The 25,635-nt window shown below is 64.6% G+C and carries 27 protein-coding genes and 1 pseudogene; 13 read left to right on the top strand and 15 right to left on the bottom strand.

Going from position 1 to position 25,635, the window contains the following annotated elements; translation table 11 throughout:
• Positions 1-10 precede the first annotated feature (10 nt).
• From ACZI8Q_RS20130 to ACZI8Q_RS20120, 3 genes are read left to right on the top strand one after another with little or no spacing between them, the layout of a single operon-like run.
• The gene (locus tag ACZI8Q_RS20130; protein ID WP_463375347.1) at positions 11-721 is read left to right on the top strand and encodes a TetR/AcrR family transcriptional regulator; all 711 of its coding nucleotides are present in this window, start codon (positions 11-13) and stop codon (positions 719-721) included.
• 8 nt (positions 722-729) lie between these two features.
• Positions 730-957 (top strand): hypothetical protein, encoded by a 228-nt coding sequence (locus ACZI8Q_RS20125; protein WP_463375346.1) that lies wholly within the window; start codon positions 730-732, stop codon positions 955-957.
• A gap of 24 nt (positions 958-981) precedes the next feature.
• Complete coding sequence (locus tag ACZI8Q_RS20120; RefSeq protein ID WP_463375345.1) at positions 982-1,224, top strand: hypothetical protein; 243 nt, start codon at positions 982-984, stop codon at positions 1,222-1,224.
• Positions 1,225-1,386: 162 nt separating this feature from the next.
• Here the strand turns inward: ACZI8Q_RS20120 and ACZI8Q_RS20115 are convergent, their stop codons facing one another.
• Together ACZI8Q_RS20115 and ACZI8Q_RS20110 are read right to left on the bottom strand one after the other, a co-directional pair.
• Entirely contained in the window at positions 1,387-2,064 is a 678-nt protein-coding gene (locus ACZI8Q_RS20115) for a response regulator transcription factor (protein WP_463375344.1), read from the bottom strand.
• Positions 2,061-3,167: a sensor histidine kinase gene (locus ACZI8Q_RS20110; protein WP_463375343.1), complete on the bottom strand. Its 1,107-nt coding sequence runs from the start codon at positions 3,165-3,167 to the stop codon at positions 2,061-2,063. The genes ACZI8Q_RS20115 and ACZI8Q_RS20110 overlap by 4 nt, the downstream gene beginning before the upstream one ends.
• A 257-nt stretch (positions 3,168-3,424) precedes the next feature.
• Here ACZI8Q_RS20110 and ACZI8Q_RS20105 point away from each other — a divergent pair, with 257 nt between their 5' ends.
• Genes ACZI8Q_RS20105 through ACZI8Q_RS20095 form a run of 3 tightly spaced genes read left to right on the top strand, consistent with a single transcriptional unit; the run spans position 3,425 to position 7,010 of the window.
• Positions 3,425-3,811: a hypothetical protein gene (locus tag ACZI8Q_RS20105; protein WP_463375342.1), complete on the top strand. Its 387-nt coding sequence runs from the start codon at positions 3,425-3,427 to the stop codon at positions 3,809-3,811.
• A complete protein-coding gene (locus ACZI8Q_RS20100) occupies positions 3,808-4,521 on the top strand; it encodes an ABC transporter ATP-binding protein (RefSeq protein ID WP_463375341.1) in 714 nt (237 codons plus the stop codon). The genes ACZI8Q_RS20105 and ACZI8Q_RS20100 overlap by 4 nt, the downstream gene beginning before the upstream one ends.
• Complete coding sequence (locus tag ACZI8Q_RS20095; protein WP_463375340.1) at positions 4,518-7,010, top strand: FtsX-like permease family protein; 2,493 nt, start codon at positions 4,518-4,520, stop codon at positions 7,008-7,010. The genes ACZI8Q_RS20100 and ACZI8Q_RS20095 overlap by 4 nt, the downstream gene beginning before the upstream one ends.
• A gap of 378 nt (positions 7,011-7,388) precedes the next feature.
• Here ACZI8Q_RS20095 and ACZI8Q_RS20090 read toward each other — a convergent pair whose 3' ends face one another.
• Positions 7,389-8,354 (bottom strand): helix-turn-helix transcriptional regulator, encoded by a 966-nt coding sequence (locus tag ACZI8Q_RS20090; protein WP_463375339.1) that lies wholly within the window; start codon positions 8,352-8,354, stop codon positions 7,389-7,391.
• A gap of 95 nt (positions 8,355-8,449) precedes the next feature.
• Here ACZI8Q_RS20090 and ACZI8Q_RS20085 point away from each other — a divergent pair, with 95 nt between their 5' ends.
• Positions 8,450-8,815, top strand: coding sequence for a VOC family protein (locus tag ACZI8Q_RS20085; protein ID WP_463375338.1), 366 nt, complete (start codon positions 8,450-8,452; stop codon positions 8,813-8,815).
• Between the two features lie 198 nt (positions 8,816-9,013).
• On the opposite strand, the gene ACZI8Q_RS20080 is transcribed toward ACZI8Q_RS20085, so the two are convergent.
• The 4 genes from ACZI8Q_RS20080 to ACZI8Q_RS20065 form a co-directional block, all read right to left on the bottom strand.
• Complete coding sequence (locus ACZI8Q_RS20080; protein WP_463375337.1) at positions 9,014-9,853, bottom strand: class I SAM-dependent methyltransferase; 840 nt, start codon at positions 9,851-9,853, stop codon at positions 9,014-9,016.
• Positions 9,854-9,952: 99 nt separating this feature from the next.
• Positions 9,953-11,284 carry an ABC1 kinase family protein gene (locus tag ACZI8Q_RS20075; RefSeq protein WP_463375364.1) on the bottom strand — a complete coding sequence of 444 codons (1,332 nt, stop codon included), beginning with the start codon at positions 11,282-11,284 and terminating at the stop codon, positions 9,953-9,955.
• Positions 11,285-11,457: 173 nt separating this feature from the next.
• Entirely contained in the window at positions 11,458-12,342 is an 885-nt protein-coding gene (locus ACZI8Q_RS20070; protein WP_463375336.1) for an LLM class F420-dependent oxidoreductase, read from the bottom strand.
• A 42-nt stretch (positions 12,343-12,384) separates the two neighbouring features.
• The gene (locus ACZI8Q_RS20065) at positions 12,385-12,810 is read right to left on the bottom strand and encodes a hypothetical protein (protein WP_463375335.1); all 426 of its coding nucleotides are present in this window, start codon (positions 12,808-12,810) and stop codon (positions 12,385-12,387) included.
• Positions 12,811-12,928: 118 nt separating this feature from the next.
• Between ACZI8Q_RS20065 and ACZI8Q_RS20060 the strand changes: the two genes are divergently transcribed.
• Together ACZI8Q_RS20060 and ACZI8Q_RS20055 are read left to right on the top strand one after the other, a co-directional pair.
• Positions 12,929-14,014, top strand: a complete 1,086-nt coding sequence (locus tag ACZI8Q_RS20060; protein ID WP_463375334.1) for a class I SAM-dependent methyltransferase — start codon at positions 12,929-12,931, stop codon at positions 14,012-14,014.
• A gap of 11 nt (positions 14,015-14,025) precedes the next feature.
• On the top strand, positions 14,026-14,574 hold the full coding sequence (locus tag ACZI8Q_RS20055; RefSeq protein WP_463375363.1) for a hypothetical protein: 549 nt from the start codon (positions 14,026-14,028) through the stop codon (positions 14,572-14,574).
• A gap of 24 nt (positions 14,575-14,598) precedes the next feature.
• On the opposite strand, the gene ACZI8Q_RS20050 is transcribed toward ACZI8Q_RS20055, so the two are convergent.
• The 5 genes from ACZI8Q_RS20050 to ACZI8Q_RS20030 all read right to left on the bottom strand — a co-directional run bounded on the left by ACZI8Q_RS20050 (position 14,599) and on the right by ACZI8Q_RS20030 (position 18,838).
• On the bottom strand, positions 14,599-15,072 hold the full coding sequence (locus ACZI8Q_RS20050) for a hypothetical protein (RefSeq protein WP_463375333.1): 474 nt from the start codon (positions 15,070-15,072) through the stop codon (positions 14,599-14,601).
• 81 nt (positions 15,073-15,153) lie between these two features.
• Entirely contained in the window at positions 15,154-15,579 is a 426-nt protein-coding gene (locus ACZI8Q_RS20045; RefSeq protein WP_463375332.1) for a hypothetical protein, read from the bottom strand.
• 217 nt (positions 15,580-15,796) lie between these two features.
• Complete coding sequence (locus ACZI8Q_RS20040; RefSeq protein WP_463375331.1) at positions 15,797-16,417, bottom strand: response regulator; 621 nt, start codon at positions 16,415-16,417, stop codon at positions 15,797-15,799.
• Complete coding sequence (locus tag ACZI8Q_RS20035; protein WP_463375330.1) at positions 16,410-17,648, bottom strand: sensor histidine kinase; 1,239 nt, start codon at positions 17,646-17,648, stop codon at positions 16,410-16,412. Before ACZI8Q_RS20035 ends, ACZI8Q_RS20040 begins: the two co-directional genes overlap by 8 nt.
• Positions 17,645-18,838, bottom strand: coding sequence for a DUF418 domain-containing protein (locus tag ACZI8Q_RS20030; protein ID WP_463375329.1), 1,194 nt, complete (start codon positions 18,836-18,838; stop codon positions 17,645-17,647). The genes ACZI8Q_RS20035 and ACZI8Q_RS20030 overlap by 4 nt, the downstream gene beginning before the upstream one ends.
• Positions 18,839-19,133: 295 nt before the next feature.
• On the opposite strand from ACZI8Q_RS20030, the gene ACZI8Q_RS20025 reads away from it, so the two are divergent.
• The 4 genes from ACZI8Q_RS20025 (at position 19,134) to ACZI8Q_RS20010 (ending at position 23,314) form a co-directional block, all read left to right on the top strand.
• On the top strand, positions 19,134-19,823 hold the full coding sequence (locus ACZI8Q_RS20025) for a SanA/YdcF family protein (RefSeq protein ID WP_463375328.1): 690 nt from the start codon (positions 19,134-19,136) through the stop codon (positions 19,821-19,823).
• A 10-nt stretch (positions 19,824-19,833) separates the two neighbouring features.
• Positions 19,834-20,925: a VIT1/CCC1 transporter family protein gene (locus ACZI8Q_RS20020; protein WP_463375327.1), complete on the top strand. Its 1,092-nt coding sequence runs from the start codon at positions 19,834-19,836 to the stop codon at positions 20,923-20,925.
• A 621-nt stretch (positions 20,926-21,546) separates the two neighbouring features.
• Entirely contained in the window at positions 21,547-22,998 is a 1,452-nt protein-coding gene (locus tag ACZI8Q_RS20015; RefSeq protein ID WP_463375326.1) for a DUF4185 domain-containing protein, read from the top strand.
• 103 nt (positions 22,999-23,101) lie between these two features.
• Positions 23,102-23,314 carry a TOBE domain-containing protein gene (locus ACZI8Q_RS20010; protein ID WP_463375325.1) on the top strand — a complete coding sequence of 71 codons (213 nt, stop codon included), beginning with the start codon at positions 23,102-23,104 and terminating at the stop codon, positions 23,312-23,314.
• 97 nt (positions 23,315-23,411) lie between these two features.
• Here the strand turns inward: ACZI8Q_RS20010 and ACZI8Q_RS20005 are convergent, their stop codons facing one another.
• The 3 genes and pseudogenes from ACZI8Q_RS20005 to ACZI8Q_RS19995 form a co-directional block, all read right to left on the bottom strand.
• On the bottom strand, positions 23,412-23,969 hold the full coding sequence (locus tag ACZI8Q_RS20005) for a sigma-70 family RNA polymerase sigma factor (protein WP_463375324.1): 558 nt from the start codon (positions 23,967-23,969) through the stop codon (positions 23,412-23,414).
• A 232-nt stretch (positions 23,970-24,201) separates the two neighbouring features.
• Entirely contained in the window at positions 24,202-25,284 is a 1,083-nt protein-coding gene (locus ACZI8Q_RS20000) for a mechanosensitive ion channel family protein (RefSeq protein ID WP_463375362.1), read from the bottom strand.
• Positions 25,285-25,318: 34 nt separating this feature from the next.
• A pseudogene (locus tag ACZI8Q_RS19995) lies at positions 25,319-25,510 on the bottom strand (hypothetical protein); the annotation flags it as partial.
• Between the last annotated feature and the right edge of the window lie 125 nt (positions 25,511-25,635).

Here is a 25,635-nt window from a genome sequence, read left to right as displayed (position 1 = left end):
TTGGCGCACAGTGAACCCTGCCGCCACGTCAGTCGATTCCACCCGGGAACCACACGATCGGGCCGGTTCCGGCTCGTCACCAGCCGGCACCGGCAGCCACAACGCACGCACCACCGCCACCCGCGAGGCCATCATGACCGCAGCCGAACGGCTCTTCGCCGAGCGCGGCATATACGCAGTGTCCAACCGGCAGGTCGGCGAGGCGGCAGGACAGGCGAACAACACCGCAGTCGGCTACCACTTCGGCACCAAGACCGACCTGATCCGTGAGATCATCCGTAAACACTCAGAGCGCATCGACGCACGCCGCGCCGAACTGCTCGCGGATGCCCGCGGGTCCACGAACATCCGCGACTGGATCCGCTGCCTGGTGTTGCCGTCCACCGAGCACTTTGCCGAACTGAACACTCCCACCTGGTATGCACGGTTCAATGCGCAGGTGATGGCAGACCCGACTTTGCGCGCAGGCATCTACGAGGACGCCCTGACCTCCGAATCCCTCAAGGAAACGCTGAATGGACTGCGCGACAACGGCGGGGAAGTCCCTCTCGGGATCCGGCGCACGCGCGCCCACATGGCCCGCCAACTGCTGGTGCACATGTGCGCGGAACGCGAACTCGCCCTGGGCGGCGACGACGATGACGGTCTCACGTGGGACGACTTCGGCGTAGACTTGGTCGACGCGCTGACCGGCCTGTGGACTGCGCCCGTCACCCGTTGACGCCGGGGATGCCCGAGAAGCGCACCCACGACTACGTCCGGCACGGCACCTCCGGCCTATTCGCGGCGTTCGATATCGCCGACGGCACAGTGATCTCCTCGCTACACCGCCGGCACCGGGCGATCGAGTTCAAGAAGTTCCTGATCAAGATCGACAAGCAGACCCCCGAGGTCCTCGACATCCACCTGGTCTGCGACAACTACGGCACACACAAAACCCCGGCGATCCGCAAATAGCTTGCCGCACATCCTCGTTTCCGTATGCACTTCACCCCGACCGGTTCCAGCTGGATGAACAAGGTCGAACGCTGGTGCGGGGAAGTCACCCGCGAGCTACTCCAGCGCGGCCATCACACCAGTGTCCAATCCCTCGAACGCGACATCCGCACCTGGATCGCCGCGTGGAACGACGATCCCAAGCCGTTCATCTGGACCAAGAGGGCCGAGGAGAACCTCGAGTCCCTCGGACGACTAATTGAACGAATTGACGGCGAGGGGCACTAGTGCTGGGAACTGTGGTGCTCAGGACTGCGCTTGCGATCGTCGTACGTTCTGCTCGTCGGGTCGGACATTTATGCGAAGGGAGGTCTGCAAAGTGCTGCGAATCTCCACAGATCTGGGCAAGCCTTCCTGTGGTTGACGTCCGTCGAGTATCAACGAGCCCGTTCACCGTGGGGTGGACCCAGGGGTGACGATGCCGTGATCGAATGCGTAGACGATGGCTGCGGCTCGATCGCGAACGTCGAGTTTCACGAAGATATGGCCGATGTGACTCTTCACCGTGACCTCCGAAATGCATAGTTCTGCAGCGATCTCGCCGTTCGTTCGGCCACGTCCGATATGAGCGAGGACGTCGCATTCGCGGGCGGTGAGAAGGTCGACGGTCGCGGCATCGCTGCTGCTGGGGAAGGCAGCGTTTCGGTAGGTGGACAGGACCCGTCCCGTGACGGCCGGATCGAGGCAGGCCCCACCTTCGGCCACGGTCCGTACCGCGCGGATCAGATTTTCTGCGGGAGAGTCCTTCAAAACGAAGCCGGCCGCGCCCGCCCTGAGTGAGCCGGAGAGCAGCTCGTCGTCGTCGAAGGTGGTCAGGACCAACACCGGAGGTGTGTGATCGTGTTGTTGGAGTGCGCGGGTTGCCGCGATGCCGTCGACACGCTTCATCCGCAGATCCATCAACACCACATCCGGAGTGTGCTGCGCTACGGCATCGGAGACCTCGTCCCCGTCTGCGCACTCGGCCGCGATGCGAAAACCGTCCTTACGCCGCAGGATTCGGCGCAATCCCGAGCGCACCAGCTCCTGGTCATCGACGAGTAGTACGGAAATTTCCGGGCTGGTCACATTTGGCTCCCGAGGCGACGAAGGAAAGAACCGGGGCAGCTGCCGGAGTCGAGTGGGATGCACGCGCGCACCGACCAACCGTCTGTCGTAGGTCCTGCACGCAGATCACCGCCGAGGAGCGTTGCCCGCTCACGCATTCCGCGTAGTCCGGAACCTTCGGCGCCGGTTGGGTCTGCGACGGGGTGCGGCGTGGGATTCCGGACCTCGAGCGTTATGGCAGACGGCGCGATATCCAGTGCCACGTGAGCGTCGGTGCCCGGAGCATGCTTGAGGACATTCGCCAAGGATTCTTGCGAAATGCGGTAGAGGCCGAGGCCCATCGCCCCGGTGACCGGGTCCAGGTCGCCATGCATCTCGAAGGTCACGGGAAGCCCCGCGCGCCGGACAGCGTCGACGAGATCTGGAACGTCGGCGATGCCCGGCTCGGGTTTGGTGCTGGTTGACCGTCCGTCGAGAAGCCCGACGGTCCGCCGAATATCGGTCATGGCGTGCCGGCCCAGACGCTCGGCGTCAGCAAGTGCATCGATCGCTTCGTCGATGTCTCGGTCTTCTTCCAGCGCTCGCCGTGCGCCCGTCAGATGGAGCAGGGTGACACTCAGCGAATGCGCCACGACATCGTGAATCTCGCGGGCGATTCGCTGCCGTTCGTGTGTTGCCGCCTGTTCCGCCTGGGCAGCGTGCGATGCCTTTTCCTGGTGCAGTAGCCGAAGCTGCGTCAACATCAGATGCCCGATAGTCCATCCCAACACCACGCCGACGATGCTGTAAAGGGCATTGTCGAGCGTACCGGTGAATGCGAACACAGACAGGGTTGCCAGCGCGCCGATCCCAGCGGGCATGCTGACGCGCAGTCGCGACGTCGCGGCGACCTCGGCTGCCATGACGACCAGAATGAGTGGGGCGAAGTCGAATTGCGACTTCGGTGGTTCGAGCAGCAGCAATGCGGTCGCCGTGATCATGATGAGCGTCAGCAGCGGCCTCGGCACGATGACACCGGGTTTGATGGCGCTCGTCAACGGAGTGAGCGCGGCAATCAACCCGAACAGCAGAGGCCATCCGGGTGGGACGAGCGCGTCGCGTTGGACGACGGCGATTGTGGCCATTGCGACTCCGAGGGCGTGCGAGACCGCGGGTACAAGGAGCGGGTAGTCGTACTCGCTCGCCTCCGCCCTACGACGACAAAATTCGATCACCTGCACCAAACAAGCGTAGGCGACCACAGCGCCCCCGGACATCCTTCCCGAAACGGAGACTGGCCTCCGACCACGGTAGGAGACGGATTCCCTCCTCTGGCACGGCGATATCGCATCTCGGCGTCCGTAGCGTTTTCGGCACAAACGGATGCACGGAGGTGGCGAAGATGACCTGGGACGATTTTCATGCACGGCGGGCAGTTCTCGAGAACGTTCTCGATCGGGCTCGCGTAGATCCAGAGATCGTGGTGCGACTGAGTCATGTGCCGGGGGTGATGCGGCACTTCGGTTCCCCTGACAACCTTCTCCTCGCGCTGCAGCAACGGTGGAACAATCACCTCGCTGCCAAGCTCGATCAGTCGCTCGAGGACGGTACTGCCCCAGTCGATGCCTGGAAGGACCTCGCCGCCGAACAGCCGACACTGCGGGCGGTCCTCGATGCCGCGTCGGTGACCTACGAATCCCTACGGCACGTGCGCCGTCATGAGCAGCGCATGATCGCGGCCCACGCGACCGGATCGTTATCGGCCGACGACCGAGTGGTGGTGGCATGAGCATCGAACTACGGGACGTCCGCCGCGAGTACCTGGTCGGTGGGCAGCTGGTGCGCGCGCTGGACGGCGTCGATCTGGTTCTCGAAGGCGGCGGATTCGTGTCGATCATCGGCCCGTCCGGTGCCGGGAAGAGCACGTTGCTCCACCTACTCGGTGCGTTGGATTCTCCGGATTCCGGATCGATCCTGTTTCAGGGCAGAGAGATCGGGTCACTGAACGACGAAGCGCAATCCCGCTTTCGGCGTAAGCAGGTGGGGTTCGTGTTTCAGTTCTTCAACCTGCTCCCGACCATGTCGGCCTGGGAGAACGTTGCGATCCCGAAACTTCTCGACGGGGTCCGAATGAACAAGGTCAAGTCGGATGCCATTGCCCTACTCGAGCGGGTGGAGCTCGGTCATCGTGCGGAGCACCGGCCGGCGGAGTTGTCGGGTGGTCAGATGCAGAGGGTGGCGGTGGCGAGAGCCCTGATGATGGACCCGCCGTTGATTCTCGCCGACGAGCCGACCGGCAACCTCGACTCGCGGACAGGTGCGTCTGTATTGAAGTTGCTGGCCGATATCGCTCACGCCGACGGCGGCCATCGCATGGTGGTGATGGTGACTCACGACGCGAATGCGGCAGAGTCGACGGACAGGACGATCACCCTGCGCGACGGCCATGTGCAGTCCGACGACAGGGCGCAGGCGCTCCCAGCCGGGACGCGGCCATGACCGGAGCTGCGCTGTCGCGCGTGCGAGTGTTCACGTTGCGCGAGTTCGTAGCGCACCCCGCCCGAACTGCGACATCGATCACGGTGGTGGCCGTTTCTGCGGTTCTTCTCGTTGCCGTACTCGGAATCTCCGGATCGATCACGGGTTCGGCGGAACGGCTGACGCGCAGTGTCGCGGGCACCGCGGATCTGGAGGTTTCCGGCATCACCGACAGTGGATTCGATCAGGAATTGCAGGCCCAGATCGCTGCGGTGCCGGGTGTCTCCACAGCGGTGCCGATGCTCCGCATGTCGTCGGGTCCGCCGACCGAGCGCGTTCTTCTGCTCGGTGCCAATGCGTCGATTGCCGGTCTGGACAGTGAACTGCAACAGACCGTGCAGCCGCAGCTCGGTCGTCTGTTGGCGATCCCTGGCGGAGTAGCGGTCGGCGCGGGAATGGGGCTCTCGGAGGGCGACACGGTTCGAGTCGGGTCGGGAACCGCGCCGGTGGCTGTGGTGCTCGGCGGCGACGACGCGACGCGCGTCAACAGTGGGCGGTTCGTGATGGCACCCTTGCCGCTGCTGCAAGAGCTCACGGGGCGTACGGATCGGTTGGATTCGATCATGATCGAGGTCGTACCCGACGCGGACGTGGGACAGGTCCGCGTCGGGGTGGCGAAGGTGGTAGATGGTCGGGCGATCGTCGCCGAACCCAGTGCCCGGTCCGCGAACGCCTCCGGCAGCATTTCGATTCTGCGTTCGTTGACCTTGTCGTCGGCGTCCGCAGCTCTGGTCGTTGCCGCATTCCTCGTCTACAACGTGATGAGCATGGCGATCTCCGGGCGTAGGCGTGAGCTGTCGATGCTCCGTGCCATCGGTGGCTCCCGCCGTGCCATGGTGGGAGATCTGCTCGCCGAGGCGGCGCTGGTGGGTGCAGTCGGTGGGCTTCTCGGTTCCGTGATCGGGATATTCGTAGGACGCCTGGCAATCGATGCGCTGCCGACCGCGATGGTGCAATCCATCGAAGCGACGACGGAGTACATGCTGCCCGGCTACGCGATTCCCGTGACGGTGGCAGCTTGTGTCGGTGCGAGCGTTGCCGCGGCCGCATTCGCGGCGCGTCAGGTCTACCGGGTGGCGCCGGTGGAGGCGTTGACACCAGTGGGTGCGTCTTCGTCCGATACGGTTCCGACATCCGTTCGGCTGGTGGGGGGATTGCTGGGAGTCGGGCTGCTTGCGGCGGCGGTGACTGTTGCCGTCGCCGACGTCGGCCGGCTGAGTACCGGGGCGATCGGGTTGATCTCCGCGGCCGAGATCGCCTTGTGTCTGGCACTCGGACCGATGATCGTGCGGTGGTCGGCGTCTATTGCGCGGATGTTCGGAGCTCCCGGGGCACTTGCGGCGGCAACCGTGGAGCGCGCGCCACGCCGGGTGTGGGCGACGTTGATGACCGTGATGATCGGCGTTTCGGTGACGATGTCGAGTACGGGCTCGAACTCGAACGTCGTCGACTCCACGGCGGACAGTTTCGCTTCCATGGCGAATGTCGATCTGTTCGTCAGTGCCACCGAACCGGGTGTTTTTCCCACAGCACCACTGCTTCCCGGCGGACTGAGAGACGAGATAGAGGCGGTACCGGGTGTCGCCGACGTGGTGCAAGGACAGATGGCGTACGCGAGTCTCGGAAACATGCGGGTGATGATCTCGGGAATGGCTCCGGGCACCGAGATGCCTCCGGTCGACGCCATCGACGCGCAGACGCGCGAACGCATATCGGCCGGCGAAGGAGTGGTGATCTCACGGGACATCGGACGGGCCCTGGGCGTCGATGCCGGGGACCGGCTGGATATACCGACGCCGCGCGGGATCCACACCGTAGAGGTGTTGGAGGTGGTGCCGTTCTTCTCCGCACTCGGTGGGGTGGTGGCCATGAACCTCGCCGACATGCAGACATGGTTCGAACGCCCCGGCGCCACGATTCTCGGTATCGACGCGGCCCTGGGAGTGGACGTGCGACAGCTGGAAACCGCTCTGCAACAATTTGTTCCAGGGAACGTCTACGTGTACAGCGGCGAGGAGGGGTTGACCGCCATCACTCGATCGATCGAAAGCGCCACGGTGCTGATCGGCATCATGGCGTGGATCGTGGTGGTCGTTGCCGCGGTGGCGTTGCTGAACACGCTGATGCTGTCGGTCCTCGAACGTCGACGCGAACTGGGTGTCCTGCGCGCGATCGGCTCGAGCCGTCGGTTCGCGCTACGGACCGTTCTCGCCGAGGCTGCGGCAATAGGGGTGGTGGGCGGCGGCATCGGAGTCGTCTTCGGCGCGGCGAACCAGTATCTGAATTCCAAGGCCATGTCGAACGTCCTCAGTATCGATGTCGAGTATCAGCCGATGGCGATCGCGCTGCTCTTCGCCGCTGTCGCAGTTGTTCTGAGCCTGCTCGGCTCGATACCACCGGCACTACGGGCGGCTCGGCTGAACATCATCGAGGCCGTCAGCGTCGAGTAGGTCAGTCGGTGGTGATTTGTGAGATGACAGGCCCACCGTGTGCGTCACGCTGCGAGGGCCGAATATAGCCAACTCCTGGCCGATCTGCTGGCTACGATTCGGTTCGTGCGCGACAACGGTGGCATTGAAGTCCCAGTGCCTGCGGCACGAGATCTGGACCCGCAGCCCGCCCGATCAGCGATTGGTGGTCGCCGCCCGCGATATCCTCGAAGTTGGGAGGGGCAGGCACAGCCTGCAGCGGGCAGCTCACCCAAATGCTCCGGTCAAGCCCGGAGTCCTTCTCCGACCTCTTGGTATCTGATTGGCTTGCCTGGAGCCAGGCTCACTAGGTGTCCCGACTGGGGACATTGATTGAGTCGAGGGGCGTGCCGCTAGCAGTCACGAGGCTGGGACCGAGTGTCTTTCAGCCAGGTCCTTGGCGAGCTGGCTGATGCGTCTGCGGGCTGCTTCGGGGGTGAGTATCTCGATGTGGTCGCCGAATTGGAGGAGCTGACGCACCGACTCGATGTCGGGGTAGCGGACGACGACGGTGCACCAGCCGTCGTCCGCGTCGGAGACATCGTGGATCCGGGCGCCGAGGATGCGGCGTGCCAGGTCGAGGCCATTTGCTGGCAGGCGGACGGTCACGCTCACGCGACCTTGCCTCTCGGTGCGTTCCTTCAACGCCGCCCACCTGGTGCGGAGGGTCTCATTTGGTCGGAGAACAGCTGGCGCGTCGAGTTGTTCGTAGGCGGAGAGTCGTTCCAGAGCGAACAGCCGACCGGTCCCCTGGTCATCGGCGATGAGATACCAGCGGCCTGATTTCGCCACGATCCCGTACGGGTCGACCACCCGCGTCGAGTCCTGTTTCTCGGCGCTGCGCCGGTACCGGATTCGCAGACGGCGCCGGTATCGCAGGGCCGAGGCCAGATCCGATACGTCCACCGCTGTCTTCGACTCGGCAAGCCACGCGGTGCTGTCCACCAGCACCAGGTCCGCCAGTCGCAGCAGACTCGACGACTCAGGTGCTGCGGCCTGGCGGGCGGCGATCTTGTGCGCGGCCGACTCCCACACCGCAGACAGGCCCATGCGCTCGAGCTGCGCGCTGTCCAAACCAGGTACCGAGAGGGCCTCCAACTCTGGTGGTTCCAGATGGGATGCGTTGAGCCGAGCGTTGGGAAGCAAGACGATGCCGCCGTTCCGCCCGCGTTCGGCATAAACAGGCACCCCCGCTGTCGAGAGCGCCTCGACATCCCGCAGCACCGTACGCCGGGACACCTCCAGGCGCTCGGCGAGCTCGGCGGTGGTAAAGCGCTGACGGGTCTGCAGGAGCAGCAAGAGGTGCAACAGCCTCGAAGCCTTCATACTGACCAATGTTCGCAGAAAAGGTGACAGGTTCTGTCGCGATAAAGCGATCAACTCGAGCGGTACCCAGAAATCAACGAGTTGAGGAGCGCTCTGTGCCCGCACCAAACCTGTTCCTGATCGGCGTTCGCGACGCCAAGGCCGCTACCGCGTTCTACAGCGACCTGTTCGAGATCGAACCGACCTTCACCAGTCCGCACTACGTGGCTTTCGAGGTAGCGCCCGGTGTCCTGTTCGCGCTGTGGACGGGCTACAGCGACCACGCGATTCCGAGCACCCCTCGCACAAGCGAGGTCGGCCTGATGGTGCCGGGATCGGCGTCCGTAGTTGACGAAACCTTCAGGAGTTGGGTCTCGAAGGGAGTCCATGTCGTGGAGGAGCCGTACGACGCTGTCTTCGGCCGCACGTTCGTGATCACGGACCCCGACGGCAACCTCATCCGGGTGTCCCCGGTGGACTGAGCTGCACGACCCGTACCTACTAGGTTCGTTTTCGATGGTGGCGTCCGGAGGTTGGTGTGCAAGCGGTGCGCGGATCAGCTTCGGCCTGGAGCGTATGCGAAAGAACGGCCAGTGATCATCGGACCAATTGATTCCGGCACCCATTGTCGGGGGGCGGCAGATGCCGACTGACGAAACGCCGATGGCTCGGCGGTCGAATCATTCCCCGCCAGTGGTAGCTACCACGAGGTCTTCGCCGCCGACAGGGCTGAGGCGATCATGACGGTCGGAAAAGTACCGGTTGTGATGGTCGGACGAGTCCACGACCTGCACGTCACCGAATCCGGCGTCACGCGCAAGGTTGATCGCCTCGTCGGGTGCCAACAGGCTCAGCCAGGGATGTCCGGATGCGGCGGCTCCTTTGGCGGCACCCTCCAGAACCGGGCGAATCTCCGGTGGTGCCATCGCGATTGGGCGTGCGTAGCTGAATATCATTACCGATCCGGCAGTGAGCGAGGCTGCCGCGCATAGTGTTTCCGTGATCGCCTCACGCGTGAGGTACATCGTCACGCCGAGCATCGATACGACCGTTGGGATTGCCAGGTCGAGGCCCGCAGCCACTACCTTGTCGAGCCATGACTCTCCGGCCTCGAAGTCGACTGGCACCAAGTGCAGTCGCTCCGGTGTCAGCAGGTCAAGCTCGTCCAGCCGCTGACGCTTCCAGGCTTGGGTAGCAGGCGCATCGACTTCGAACACGTGCGCCGTGCCCTCATCGCGCTGTGCGAAGGTGTCCAGGCCCGCTCCCAGGACCACGTATTGTTGCGCGCCACAGTCCGTCACAATGTCTTCAGTGGCGCGGGCCCGGGCTACGATCGAGGAACGGTTGGACCGAGTACGTTCAGGGTCCATATCTGGACGCTTCTGCCAGTCATCGCTATCCACGCCCGCGATCTGCAACCCAAGCGTGTCGTCCAGCACATGGGGCGGCTCGTCGATGAGTACGTGTAGTGCCCGCCACATCGCGGTACGAACCGCCGTCGAGTCAGCTCCGTTGCTCATGAGTCAGTCCCCGTCCTCGGCTACGATCGAGCTCAGCGACGACTCGGATTCGACTGCGTAATGCTTGAAACTCATCCGTGCGTACGAGCACCTGTGCCCTCAATCCTCCGGCAGGGTGATCCCCAGGTCTCGGGTGCGCTCCGCGACAGCGTCGGGAAATATGTTGCGGAACAGGTAAAGATCTTGCCCGAGCACCCAACCGGGTGCGAGGGCGGTGGCATAACGTTCGAAGTAGCCGAGCTGTTTACCGAAGAGCACCAACTCTTCTGGGCTCGCGACGCCCCACTGCTTGCCGATCTGAACCAGCGCACCGATCAGTTTGCTGAGCTTCAGTTCACCGAGATCCTGGCCGAGGATCGGTGCCAGCACGGTTGCCACCTGCGCGCCGATCTCTTCGTCTGTTGCCTCCACATCGGTGACGTAGCCGAGCGCACGAACCCCTCGTGCCACACGGGAGAAGTCGCCGTCGATCAGGGTCGAATAGAACATGTCCTTGATGATCTGACGCCACTCCGGTGGCAGCACGCCGACAATGCCGAAGTCCAGGAAGGAAATACGGCCGTCGTCGAGCACCCACAGGTTGCCGGCGTGCACGTCCCCGTGGAACGGCCCGTGCAGCACGACCGACTCGATCCACACCTTGACGCCCCGGCGGATCAGTAGGCGGCTGGTTTCGTCGTCCGTGGTCTCCAAACGGTCCAGTGGGGTTCCGGACATCCGTTCCATGCAGATGACGTGCGGTCCGCAGTAGTCCCAGTACACCTCGGGTGTGGTGACGTGGATGTTGTCACCGAATTCTCCGATGTTGCGGCGGAAGCGCGTTTGCCGATCCGCCTCGACGGCGCTGTTCAGTTCCGTCATCGTCGCGGAGTGCAGATCGCGGATGATGGCTGTGGCGTTCGCGACGCGAAAGAACTCGATGTTCTCCAGCACGCGCGCACCCCAGTAGGCGGCGCGCAGGTCCACCAGCATCCGTTCGGCGATGTTCGGACGCTGAACCTTGATGACGGCGCGGCGGCCGTCGGGCAACGTGCACGTATGAACCTGGGCGACGGAGGCGGCAGCGAGTGGACGATCGTCGAACTCGGTGAACAAGACGTCGATGGTATGCCCCAGATCCCGTTCGATTCGTGCCCGTGCCACCGACGCCGGCACGGGTGGCACGTCGTCGAGACACCGAAGGCAGGCGTCGGCGAGGGGCGCGGGAAAGACGCCCGACGACGACGCCATCAACTGGCCCAGTTTCACGAAGGTGGGGCCGAGTACCTCGAAGCCGTTCACGATCCCTTCGCAAGTCGCATCGACGAGTCGGCCACGATTGCGACGCAGCGGCCAGGCGGCGATTGCGGCGACCATGTATGCGGTGACGACGACGCCGATGACGACTCCTCGCCACAACTCGGTCAGTCGGAAACGATCAAGCGTGGGCATGTCGACGTTCAGTGCGCTGGCAGGTGGCCCCGCCGAGTACGGCCCCACAGGGTGGGGAGTGGAAGCGTGCACAGCGTTCAGTCCTAGGCTAGGCGGTACTCCGAGTCACGTCATCTTGCCAATCTTGACGGCCTATGGGAACCACTCTCCCAGAAAAGAAGGTGCCGGACCGTTCAGCGGCGGAGCCCCAGCGCCTCGGCCAGGGCAGTAAGCGTCGGCACCGGATCGTCGGTCGCGGGAAGTGCCTGGATCGCGACATGATCGGCGCCGGCGGTGAGGTGCTCGTTGAGCCTGGCTGCGATCTGCTGCGCGTTACCGTGCGCCACGAGGTCGTCGACGAGCCGATCGCTGCCACCGTCCACGATCTCCTTCTCGGGGTAGCCGAGTCGCTTCAGGTTGTTCACATAGTTCTTCAGTTGCAGATAGGGGTTGTTCACGGCATCGCGTCCGAGGAGGCGGGCACGTGCGGGGTCGTCGTCGAGCACGACCTTCTGCTCGGGCGCCAGCAGAGCCTTCTGCTCGGGCGCCAGCAAGGCGTGGTCGAGATGCTCGCGTGCCTGACGGGTGTGCTGCGGGGTGGTCAGGTACGGGTGCGCGCCCGCCGATCGGGCCGCCGAGAGTGCGAGCACCTTAGGGCCCAGCGCAGCCAGCACGCGCCGATCCTGGGGGACACCATGTTCGTCCAGAACGTCCAGGTACTCGACGAGGGTGCTGTAGGGCTTCTGGTAGTTCAGTCCGGGCTGTTCAGGATGACCTACTCCGATTCCGAGCAGGAAACGACCTGGGTATTTCTGCTCGAACCGATGGTACGTGTCTGCGATGTCGGGGGCGGGCGCCGTCCAGATGTTCACGATGCCCGTCGCCACCGTGATGGTCTCGGTGGCCGCCAGAACCTTCTCGACCGCCACGAGATCTGCGGGCGGCGATCCGCCGATCCAGATCGTGCCGTAGCCGAGATCCTCGATGGCCACCGCGGCTTTCGATTTCAGGAATCCCCCGCGCCACACGCCGAATCTGCCGAGAGCCGGGGTTTCGTCCGATGCAGTGGTGTCAGTCACAGCCCGTGCAACCGGAACGGGTTCGGGTTCATTCCGGTGCGCTCATCGAAGCTGGTGGAGCCAGGATACGAAGAAGAAGGCTGCCGCTGTCATGACGGCGAGCGCGGTCGGGACCGGCCAACGCGGGCCCGGGGGGTCGACGAGCTGTCGATGCAGGCGTCGGACGAGGGTGTCGATGCCGATCAGTGCGTACACGGCGATCACGATGAAGGGGATCGCGACGAGTGCGTGTACGCTCCAGGCGCCCGCCAAGGAGGGGCCACCCCACGAGTCGTCGTACGGTCCTCGGTCGACCAACCCGTACAGCGGTCCCCGCGCCACTGCCAACCCGCCGAGCAATGCCACGAACCACGCCACAAGCCCGACGACCACCGCCAACAGCGCATTCGCGATGATGCGCCGTTTCGGCGCGCGTGAGGTGCCGTCGAAGACTTTCGCGAGCGTGACCAGTGATCTCGGCAGCGTCATCAGAGCGCTTCCGGTGCGTCGCAACGATCGCGTTACAGATGGTGGGAGCGGCACACTCGTCAGGCTACTCATGTGTGGACCCCAAGCAGGCTCGTGGCAACGGGACTACGCTGATCCCATGGCCGAGGAGGCTGGTCGCAACAGTCCCGGTGTGATGTTGGGTGGCGTGTATCGGCACGAGTCGCGCACCCAGCACGATGCCGCTGCCATCGGGTATCCGTTGATCGCCGATGCGATCGCCGGAATCTCGACCGACGTCGGTTCGGTGCCGGTCATGGTCGCCGATTTCGGTGCTGCGCAGGCGAACAACAGTCTTCGGCCGATCGGGTTGGCCGTCGACACGTTGCGGCTGGCCCGACCGGACGCGGGTATCACCGTCGTCCATACCGATCTACCGCACAACGACTTCGCCACCCTCTTCGACGTGGTGGACCGAGCCCCCGAGAGCTATCTGCGAGAGCGGCACGAGGTGTTTCCGCTCGTAGCCGGTCGTACGTTTTACGACAGGATCTTTCCGCGTTCTTCGTTGACGTTCGGGTGGAGTGCGTCGAGCCTGCACTGGCTCAGTGCGGCACCGACGCCGATACCGGACCACTTCTTCGTGCACATGTCACGACACGAGTCCGTACGGGAGATCTATCGGGCGTGCTCGCAGGCCGACTGGACGAGCTTCCTGGACCACCGATCGGTGGAACTGGCACCGGGAGGCGGTCTGGTGGTCGTGGACGTCCTACGGGGCGACGACGGGCTGGTGGGATCGGAGGCGCTGTTCGATTGTTTGGAGACAGCGCTGCGGCAGTGCCGGGACGACGGCCTCATCGCGTACGACGAGTACGGGTCGTTGGTGTACCCCACGTGGTTCCGTTCCGTCGATGAATTGCGCGATCCGTTCACACCGAACTTCGTGGGCAGCACCGGCAACGAGTTGGCCCTACTGGACTGCATCACAACGGTATTGACCGATCCGTTCGCTGCCCTGCTCGGATGCGGTGAGGTCGAGGACTACGCCTGGGCACAAACGGGATTCTTGCGCGGGTTTCTGTCTCCTAGCTTCGAATCGCAGCTCGGTCCGGAGCGTTCGTCGGCCGACAAGAACGCCGTACTCGACGAGATCTGGCGGCGAACAGCCGAACGGATCGCCGCGGAACCGCACGCAGTGGCGCCGGCGTACCGACTCGGTGCGGTGCGGATGCGTCGACTGTGACGCCGGTGTCAATGCCGACTGTGCGTCGGGTGTCGGTACGTCGTGCGATGGTGGGACACGTGAACATGTGCGACGACGTCAGGTGGCCGGAGCCTTGGCCGCAGGTAGCCCGCGATATTGCCGGGGCAGTGAACGCTGCGGTGGCGGCCGTGCAGGAGGAGTCGGCGTCGGCTGCGGTCGACGCTTTCGGTGAGCTGGACGATCTGCCGTTCGAACAGGTGGTGTCCGTGCAGTCGGGGATCGTGCGCGAGTTGCTGGAAATGGCCCACCCGGACGGGATGGCCGGTGAGGACGTCCAGGCAGTTCTGCAGCGGTGCGTCCGATCCGTCGTCCCGTGGTTTCCAGATCTGGATGTCGAGGCGTTGGCGGAGGTGCTCACCGGCGCACTCGGAGTGGTCGATGTGGACGAGAGACTCCAGGCTCTTGCTCGCACCGCTTACCTGCAGGCCGCCACCGTGGTGATCGTGGATCTACTGCGCATCGTGCGCATCCCGGCGGTGAACGCGATCCGTAATGCGGTCGGGGAGGTCGCGCGGGCAGAGACAGTCGAGATGCCCTGACGTTCTCGGTTCGTGTCCGATGGACTACCAGGTAGACCCGTAGGTTGCAGCGATGAGGAACCCGTGTCCGTCGACCTCGCACGTCACGGTGCCCTGATAGCCGACCCCACAGGTGGTGTTCCCGCGGGTGATCTTGTGCCCTTCTGAAAGAACCCTCTGACCACCGGGCACGGTGAACGTGGGCGATGTCGAGTGCAGGTAGTTCCCGGCCTCGAAGACGGCAACTCGCACCTGGTTGGTGCCCGGGGGTGCGTCGATGGGAACAGCGTCACACCCGGCGTATCCGTTGTTGTAGTAGATGCCGCACATGCGCCCATCCGGTGTCTGGAAGAAGACGCTGCCGTAATAGTTCATGTCGGCGACCAGATAGTCGATTGGGTCGACGGCGGTGTACTGGTCCATGCCTGTGCCTGCGGGCTGTGCGCCGGCCACACCACTCCCGAGTGCCGTTGTGAGTGCGACACCTCCGGCGATTGCCGCCACGCGGGATGAGGCCATGGAGTCCTCCTCTGCTCGAGGGATGCGTTGTGTGTGGGTGTGTCGTCGTGCGCGCCGCATTCGTTAGCAAAGCAATCGTTTTCAGAAGAATTGGGCTCGCACGAACCCTGCCACGAGCACGGCCGTTCCGCCCAGTTCGCCGACGATGAGTAGGAACATGAATACGTGCGTGCCGCGCACCGGGTGGACGAACTGGTTGTCGGTGTCGGCCAGGAATCCGTGCACCATGTAGCTGACGATGGCTCCGACGAAGAACACCAGAACCGTGAGCACGGCAATGACATCGACTGCGGTGGGCCAATCGCTGAACTGGGCCAGAGCGGTGAGTACCAGTGCCGCGAACGAGTACATGAGCGCGGCCCGATGCGCGATGTCGACGTACGGGTGCGCCGAGCCATCGGTGGAGGTTGCCATCTGGCGGTATTTCCACACACCGAGCGCGAGCGCCCACAGCAGGATGAGCCCGGAGGCCAACAGTGCGATCTTGGAATCGATGGTGAGCGTCACGCGCCCATTCGATCAGACCGTGTCGATGAGGGCCATCGGAAGGAATCAGAAACTCCTGGTGCCGAGGCAGCGGTTTCGAACGTACGGATGATCCCCGAAAGCAGCTATCCCAAGCTGAATACGCGGGTTCGACTCCCGTCATCGGCTTTCCGCAGGTGATTGAGCCTTTACGTCACCCCTGGGAAACTCTTCCGTTCACGGTAGCCGCCGACGACGTTCACAGTAGCCGCCGACGATGCGCTGTCGCCACGGCCGCGGCACGGTCACGTACCCCCAGCTTGGTGTATATGTGCTGCAGATGAGTTTTGACGGTGGCCTCGCCGACGAACAGAGCGGCGCCGATCTTCGCGTTGGTGCTGCCCTCGGCCACGAGTACGAGAACCTCGTGTTCGCGGTCCGTGAGCAGTGAGTCCGTTCCTGGATCGGCGTGCCATTGCTGTTGCACCGACGGGGACAGGATGCGGCGGCCGCGCGCGGTTTCGCGGATCGCCTCGAACAGCTGTGTGCGTTCGGAATCCTTGAGCAGGTAGCTGCGGGCACCCGCGGTCAGGGCCGCAACCACATCGCTTCGACCGTCGTAGGTGGTCAGGACCAGCACCTCGACGTTCGGATGCTCGGCGCGTATCCCGGCAATGAGATCGATCCCGTCGATGCCGGGCATTCGCAGATCTGTCACCACGACGTCGACGCGATGGCGATGCAGCATCGCCGATGCCTCCGCACCCGAGCCCGCCTCTGCTGCGACCAGGATGTCGGGGGCGGTCTGCAATTGCCCGTGCAGCCCGTCGCGCACCACCGGATGGTCGTCGACCAACAAGACACGAATCGGATCAGACACCGGCTGCCTCCGCAGTGTCGGTGATGGGAACCGTTGCGGTGACGGTGGTTCCGCCCCCCGGCGCCGATTGCAGATCCAGGGTTCCGCCGTGGCCGGCCACCCGTTCAGCCATCAGGGACAGTCCGTGCCCCTGCCTCGACGGCGACATCGGTTCGAGCCCGGCACCATCGTCGGCCACGTCGAGTGCCACCGAGTCGCCCAGGTACGAAAGGGTCACGTGGGCTTCGTCGGCGCGGGCGTGCCGTCTGATATTGGTGAGCGACTCCCGTGCAATGCGGACCAGTGTGTCCTCCACGGCGTCAGGCAGCGTAGCCGCCGCACCGGTCACATGAACCCGCGTACGAACCCCACCGGTGCGCTCATGTTCGTCGGCGAGGGCAGTCAGCGCGGCGGGCAGCCCGCGATTACCGAGCACCGTCGGACGCAGCGCCGCGATCGATCGACGTGCCTCCCGTAACCCGTTCCGGGCGAGTTCGATGCTGACCCGCACTCGTGCACGCATCGGATCATCCTTGGGCGCTTGCGCTTCAACGGCTTCGAGTTGGCTGACGATCCCCGCCAAAGCAGCGGCCAACGTGTCGTGGATCTCCGCGACGATACGCGAACGCTCGGCGATGACACCGGACTCACGTGCCTCGGAGACCAGCCGATCCTGCAGCTCGAGATTGTCGGCCAGTGCCCGTTCCAAGCTGTCGTGCGCACGGGCGAGTTCCGACAGTGCTGCTCTGCGTGCCGCCGTCTCGGACTCCAGTTTGCGGATGCTCCAGCCGATGGCCGCAGCAAGCGCCATACCCCCGACGGTGACAGCCGGGTTCGGCGTCTCCCCGTAGGCCACGGCGAGCGCCGCGGGGAACGCTGTCGCCACTGCCAGACCGGCATACGCCCAGGCCCCCGGCAGTGCCACGAACGCCATCCCGTAGGTGACCAGGTACAGCGCCAGGTAGCTGACGGACACGTGCAGCAGCACGGTACACAACGCGACCAAGCCGAGGTAGTACACCGCCATCGGCGCCACGTTTCGCTCCAACCAATGACGGTGACCGACTGCCCAGAACGTGTGCCATCCGGCCAGTGCCAGACTGGCGACCAGCACGCGGGGTGTGTCGGTTGCATCGATCTCCCCTGCCGGTCCCGCGTAGGCGGGAACCGTCAGTAGCAGGGCGTACGGCAACAGCAACCAGATCCAGTCGGTGTGGTTGCCATGTCGTGATGCCACTGGCTCCACCGTCATGCCCCGATTCTCACACCTTGCGATGCGGCCCGGCCACTGACGAACCACTTCAGCACGGCCTCCGCCGGACCGGTCCGATCGGGCCAGGCGGCAGCGGCGACCACGGTTGCCGCCCACGTCAGCAGCGCCAGAGTGACTGCAGAAGCGGGGCCGAGTTCGCCGCCCAGCCCGAGTGTCGCGGCCGGCAACAGCGCAGCGAACACCACCGACTGCGCCAGATAACACGACAGCGACTTCTGTCCGGCGGACTGCAACGCCCGCACGCTACGACGCCGGTCGCGGCCGGAAGCCGTCAACCGGGCTGCCGCCAAGGCGATGAGCGCGGCGTAGCCCAGCCCGCAGAACACGCCGGTCACCACGTGCAGCCAGGACAATACGAGCAGCCCCGGAGGGCTCGGCGTCCACACTTGCGCGCCGACGACTGCGGGGCCGATTCCCCCGGCGATGCCCACACCGATCCCGACCCAGGCGGTCCGCGTCAGCAGACGCCGATGACGTTCCGGATTTTCCATGACCCGGTGTCGCCCCGCCCATATGCCCACAAGTATCGCGGTCACGACCGCCGCCATCCCGAACGGGCCCATCACCCATTCGAGCATCCGCAGCCCGGCGGCGTGCAGCGGATCCGGCACGCCGTACGACCAGAAGAAGCTGCGTTCGGTGCTCGCGGTCGGATCGGCGAAAATAGCTGCCTGCACCATTCCCGCCACGGCGAGCCAGGAGAACGCCAGCACGAGGAGTGCACGGTCGTTCAGCCGGAGCAGCGGCACCAGCAGTAGCCCGAGCAGCCCATACCAACCCAAGATGTCACCGGAGAACGCCAGCACGGCGTGCACCGCGCCGAACAGGATCAGACCGACGGAGCGGCGGCGCAACACCCGACGGGCCTCGTCTTCGGTCACGCCACGAGCTCGTCGGCGTCGGATCATTTCCACGATTCCGTACCCGAAAAGGGCAGCGAACAGCGGGTAGGCGCGAAACTCGACGGTCGCGCCCAACGCTCCGGTGACGACCTGATCGACAACATCACCGGTGATGACGTGTTCGCGCAGACCATACGGGCGGCCGTGCAGGTATATCTGCACATTCGCGACGGCGATCAACGCCAACATCAGCCCGCGCGCAAAATCGGGAGCAAGAAGGCGGCTGCGCCCAATGGTTTCGCAGCGAGACCCGGTCGTGGTGTCCATACGTGTGACGCTAAGTTTTCACCGCGGCAGAAGGCATCCACCGATCGGTTGACGAGGCGGCGTCCGGCCCGATCGGGTTTGGCAACGACACCTGCCGGCCTGCTCGTCCTTCACCCCGACGAATGTCACACCGGTCAGCTCGAGGCGAACCGATGTGACGTTGGTCGGGGACGTCTGGAGGTCAGGGCAATCGCGAGCACGGCTGTGCGCATGGCCGGGCGGTATCGGGCCCGAGTGGGCAACGCGGGTGTTATGCCTGATTCGTCCTGCGAACCGTGCATGCTTGGATGGGTTTATGCCTCAGTCCGCTCTCGAGAGTTGTCGCACCCGGCCGGGCATCGTGCGCAGGTTGCTCGTGTGGGGTGCTGCGGCAGTATCCGCGGTGACGTTCGTCGTCGTGGCCTCCACTGCCTGGATCGCGCTCGAGGCATCGGGGCATGTGTATCGCACAGCCGCCGCACCGTCGGCTCCCGTCGTGATCGTTCTGGGGGCGAAAGTTCAAGGCGGCGAACCGCAGTCCTTCCTCACAGGGCGGCTCGACGCGGCGGCGAAGCTTGTGTCGGAAGGTCGTGTGAAGGCGGTACTCGCGTCCGGCAACGGTGCCAGCCCTACCGGAAACGAGGTGGGCGTCATGACCGACTACCTCGTCGACAAGGGTGTCGACGAGGCGAGGATCGTCGGTGATCCGTTCGGGTTGGACACCTACGACACGTGTGCGCGGGCGGTCCAGACGTATGGCGTGACGAAGGCGCTGATCGTGACCCAAGGCCTCCACGTGTCACGGGCGGTGGCGTTGTGCAGAGATGCAGGAATGGACGTGGACGGCGTGGACGCCGACTGTGAGTGCTCGACGTTCGCGTTCGCGCAGAACCAGGCCAGGGAGTTGCTGGCTCGGCCCAAAGCGATCTACGACCTCATGTCCAATCGTGCCCCGGCAGTCGTGTCGCGGCCGGAGAACTCGGTGACCGTGATGATCGACGGGTAGCGTCACCCCCGTGTCCACCCATTCACCTGGGCCTTCACGAGAACCGAGCGCGAGCGATATTCGTCGTTGGCGCCGGTACCTCGCGAACGAGCAGGCGGAAGCCGCCGTGTACCGAGACCTGGCGAATCGCCGCAGCGGTGAGGAGCGGGAGATTCTGCTGGCGCTCGCAGAGGCGGAAGGCCGGCACGAGTCGCACTGGCGTTCGCTTCTCGGCGATCAGGTGGGCACACCGATGCGTGGGGACATGCGAACCCGGCTGCTCGGGCTGTTGGCGCGGCGCTTCGGGTCGGTGTTCGTGCTGGCCCTGGCACAGAGAGCGGAGACCAGGTCGCCGTATGCGACCGACAAAGACGCCACCGAAACGATGGCGGCGGACGAACAGATCCACGAAGAAGTGGTCCGAGGTCTGGCCGCACGTGGGCGCAACCGAATGTCCGGCACGTTTCGTGCCGCAGTGTTCGGAGCCAACGACGGCCTGGTGAGCAACCTGGCGCTGGTTCTCGGTATGAGCGGCAGCGGTGTCTCGCAGCAGATCGTCCTGCTCACCGGTATCGCAGGTCTGCTCGCGGGCGCATTGTCGATGGGGGCGGGCGAGTACGTGTCGGTGCGCTCCCAGCGCGAACTGCTCGAGGCATCCAGGCCGGCTCCCTCAGCGCACGCTGCCGTGCCGCTTCTCGATGTCGACGCCAACGAATTGGCCCTGGTCTACCGTGCCCGCGGCATGTCGGCAGATGATGCCGACGCCCGTGCAGACGAGGTGCTGCGAGCGAGTGCCGATCCGAAGCGTGCTGGCGCTTCCCCGAAGTCGCCGGCCGAGGATGAGCACGAGGCGATCGGGACAGGGTTGGGCGCCGCTACTGCGAGCTTCATGTTCTTCGCGTCCGGAGCGATCATTCCGGTGCTGCCCTACCTGTTCGGGCTGGGTGGCATGACCGCGGTGCTGGTCGCAGCGGTCCTCGTCGGCATCGCTCTGCTCGGGACCGGCGCCATCGTGGGACTTCTGTCGGGTGGGCCTCCGGTGAAACGAGCGCTGCGTCAGCTGGCGATCGGGTACGGGGCGGCTGCCGCGACGTATCTTCTCGGGATGTTGTTCGGCACGTGAAGTGTGGGACAGCCAGCGGGCAACGTCCACTCCATTTACCCTCGAGTAGGAGTCCGAGACCGCGCACCGTTGGCTCCCCACTGGGCCCGGCCGGCCTCGTACAACTCGGGCAACGCGGTAAGCATCGGTACGCAGACCCAACGCAGAATATTCGCGCAGGATCGCGATCCGAAGCTTCCGCACATTTCCTCGGGCGCCGGAACCTTGTTGCTCGCCGGTGGTCAAGAGGCCGGCGCGGTTCGGGACGGGCTACCTGAATTGGTCTCCCGCGTGCCGGGCGCGTGTGCTGCCTACTTACCGTGCGAGGGGCACTTATGGCCGGTCGGTCGGCCCGAGGTCTTTACCGGCGCGCTCACCGAGTGGATATTGAACCGCAGCGTTCACTCCGAACTCCGTGAAGTCGATCCGCACCGCTGATCGTGATCGTCTCGAGTGCCGCCTCGGCATCGACCCACCGATTGCCCGGCCGGTTTCGGGTTGCCGCTTTCGGGCCCGGAAGCGCACTGTCGTTACTCCCCGGTAACGGCGTGGCATCACCCGGACGGACGGCAGTCCGGTGTTAATCTCCGACTGCGACGCCGCTCGGAGCGAGTGGGCAGGGAACGACCCACCGAGGTATCGATGTCTCGAAGGCTGCTTGCGGCGGCTACTGCCGTGACACTCGGATCTGCGACGATCGTGTTCGCCAATCAGTCGGTAGCTGTGGCCGAACCCCTTCCCGGAACCGGCCCGTGCGCCTCCGATCTGTCCAATGAGGTCAACTCCCTCATTCCGGAAGAGTTGGACATCCCGATTCCTTATCCCGCGGTGACCGTTGTGCCGTATCCCGCGCCGCAGTCGCCCCAGCCGCGGGTTCCGCAACAAGAACTGCCCACCGATCCCTGCATGGATCCGTGCCCGGATCTGACGGACGATGACGAGCGGCCGGGAAATCTGTCCAGTGCCATCAACATTCCGCGATTGGGTCTCGACTTCAATCCTTTTTATTTCGGGATTCCGGTCCCAGGCGACGGTGAGCCCATCCCGCCGCCACCTCCGGTGGTGCATCCCGCCACCGAGCAGGGTTCGGTCACCCCGAAGCCGCCGACGCCGGTGATCGGTGAGGTCACCAGGGTGGCGAAGCAGACGGGTGCGGGTTCGGTGACGCGTTCGGACAAGCGTTGGCAAGTTTACGGAACAGACCTCGGGATCAGCTGGGAGACCAAACCAGGTCAGGTGGCGATGGTGTTCGGTGACACCGTCGGCAAGGGCTTTCACCCTCCGGGCGGGCAGGGCGGCGACTGGCGCAGCAACGTGCTGGCGTTCAGCAGTGACAAGGACCTGTCGGACGGGGTGAGCTTCGACAGCATGGTTCAGGACAGTCGGTGCCATGCTGCGGAGGTGCTGAGCAGCCGCAAGCTCGACAACGTCGAGATCACCACCATCCCCACCTCGGGGTTCGCGATCGGTGACCGGCAGTACATGAGCTACATGTCGATCCGCACCTGGAACAGCATCCCCACGACGTGGTGGACCAACCACGGCGGCATCGCCTACTCGGACGACGGCGGTCAGACATGGACGAAGGATCCGCACGCCAAGTGGGAGAACATCTTCGGGGTGTCCAAGTTCCAGGTGGCGTCGATGGTCCCCGCAGGCGACTACGTGTACATGTTCGGAACTCCCAACACGCGCCTCGGTTCCGTCGGGCTCGCGAGGGTTCCGAAGGCGGACGTCCTCAACAAAACGGCGTACCAGTATTGGCAGAACGGGGTGTGGACACCAGTGGGTGGTGCCTCCGAGGCGACCCCGATCGTGCACGGGCCGGCCGGTGAATTGTCGGTGCGCTACAACGAGAAGACCGGGCAGTGGCAGATGGCCTACCTCGACACCGCGAAGTTGGGGATCGTCCTGCGCGAATCCGATTCCCCGCAGGGATTATGGTCCGACGCTGCGCGGATGGTGTCGGTGCAGGACTACCCGGAACTGTACGGCGGCTTCATCCACCCGTGGTCGACCGACGACGACCTGTACTTCACCATCTCCACCTGGTCGGACTACAACGTATTCATGATGCACGCCGAGGTCGAATGACCTGATTCGATCGATCGCCTTGTCTCGTTCCGTGAAGTCGCACGGCGTCGGGGGATTGGCGCGGTAGCGTCGGGAGCACCCGCCCGAACGATGGAGGATCGCCATGCGTCTGTCCACCCGGAACCAGCTTGCCGGAACGATCACCGAGGTCATTGTCGGAAGTGTGATGGCCACGGTCAAAGTGAAATTGGACGGCGGTGAGCAGGTCGTCACCGCGTCCATCACGAAGGAAGCTGTCGAGGAACTCGATCTCGCGAACGGGGTGGCGACGACAGTGTTGGTGAAGTCCACCGAGGTCATGCTCGGTGTGGAGTAGACGCCGGATCCATCGACCCGGCAACGGGACGCCGCAAGGCCGCGAAGTCGTCCGGCCGGGTTGCACCACCAAGGCATGATCACCGGACGCCCGCTTCTCAGAGGTCAGCTCGGTTCTCGATGGTGCGGAGTGCCCGATGTTGGGCCACGCGCACAGCACCGGGTGTGGTCCCCAGTACGGCAGCCATGCGCTCGGCGGACATCTCCAGGACGAACCGCATGTGCAGAATCTGGCGGTCACGCTCGGTCAGAGTCGTCAGGTGCCGCCGAACCTCGTCACGCAGTTCGCCTCGCAGCGCGGCCGATTCTGGGTTATCCATATCCCGATCCGCCGCAGCGGGATCGTGGTCGCACCGGCTGTGCCGAATCGCCCGCCGTTTCGCATCCCCGGCCTTGTGGAAAGCGATGCCGTAGACGAACGGCAGCAGGAACCGGCGCTTGCAGCCGCCGATGCTCGTCATCAGGGCCAGGCACACGTCGTGTGCGACGTCGTCACTGGTGCTGTGCGGGTGCAGGCTCGTTCCGATCCGGCGCTCGCAGTACTCACGGACGAGTGGATACGCGATGCGCACCATCTCTCGGATTGCGTGTTCGTCGCCGGACCGGGCACGTGGGGCCAGGTGTTGCAGCGACGATTCGACCTCGATTTCGTTCACGTATTCGAGTCTGCGGCGGTGATGGCGACGCCGATAGGCACCCTGGGGTGGTGGGATCGCCACCCCCTCGAAGTCCAAGTTCTGTGAAGGTACCGGTCTGCTGCAGCAGGGTGTGCGTCATCGGCCATCGAACCCTCCGGTCCGCGAAGGGCCGGAGGGCTGATGCGTTGACGTCACCGTCGAACGATCACCGGCCGCCGACGGATCCTCACCCGGCCAAGGAATCAACCATCTATTGGGCTGGTTGCGGGACGAGGCCCTCCAACGGCGTCACCGGCAATCCGCTCGGGTACGGCGCGCTGACGCCTGCCTCGTCGAAGGCGATGCGGATTCGACGACGCAACTCGCGTTCGGTGGCCCACTGCATGTTCGCGCGGGTCACCACCGTCATGCGCAGAGTCCACGCATCGGCGCCGAGATCGTTGACACCTTGCAGTTCCGGCGCGGCGAGGAGATTGGATTTGATCGGCTCTTCTGCGGCTGCAGCTTGGGCGGTTTCCAGCGCCACCCGGCAAGCCAGATCGACGTCGGCCCCGTAGGAGACCGGGAACTCCAGGAACGCGACGCCGAAGTCCTGGCTGTAGTTGCCGACCCTCATGATCTCGCCGTTGCGGCAGTACCAGATGGTGCCGTGTAGGTCGCGCACCGACGTAACGCGCAGGCCGACGTTCTCGACCGTGCCGGAGGCGTCGCCAAGGTCCACCCAGTCGCCCACGCCGTACTGGTTCTCGAACAGCATGAACAGCCCGGATAGGAAGTCCCGGACCAGCGCTTGCGCGCCGAAGCCGAGTGCCACACCGATGATGCCGGCGGAGGCGATGAACGGTGCCACGTTCAAGCCGAGGATGCCGAGAGTCTGCAGTATCACCCACATCAGCACAAGGAACGAGACCAGCGACTTGAGCACCGAGCCGATCGTGGCCATGCGCTGAGCCCGGCGTTCGTCGCGCTGCTGCTCGACACGCAGGTCCTCGGCGCTGCGCTTACGCGAGTACTTCTTCAGGAGTGCGGCAGTGAGTCCGTTGCCTTCTTCGTTGTGCAAGTCCTCGCCCTTGCGGTTGCCGTCGGGGTCGGCGACCTGCTCGGCGGAGGTCCGTTCGGCGGCCTTCTTTTCCCACCACCGCATCAGACGGGACGACGAGCCGCCGCCGTCCTGGCGTTGTGTGATGTGGTCGATGGTTCGATGCAGCACATATCGCACCACCAGTGCGACCCCGATGTAGATCGCGATGTGCACAGGCTTGTCGATGAGCCATTCCTGCCACGTGTCCGTCATTCGAAAAGCTAGGTGATTCACGGCCACGAGGCTACTGATCTACGCCGGGCCCCCGAAACCCCAGTGACGCCGATCACACGGCATGAGTTGAGATGCGTGCGGCCGTGGTCGAGGAAGGCGTCGCCGCTACTGCGCGCGAATCTCCCTTTCGTCCACCGAGGTGCTCGGCGAAGTGGCGCTCGACGGCGTGGTAAAGCCGGTGTTGGTTCTCGGGGTTCGCGAAGCCGTGGCCTTCGTCGTCGGCGAGGAGATATTCGACCGGGACCGTTGCCTTGTGGTGAGCAAACGTGAGCATGCTCGTCCATCAGGCAGTCGCCTCTTGCGGGGCGACGGTCCCGGTCCGATCAACCCGGGTCGGGTTGTGCCGGGTTGACGCTTCACAGCCTCCTG

It is taken from the genome of Rhodococcus quanlei, from assembly GCF_055231015.1.
Note: the sequence above shows the minus strand (reverse complement) of the source record. Positions and strands in the feature narration are given on the sequence as shown.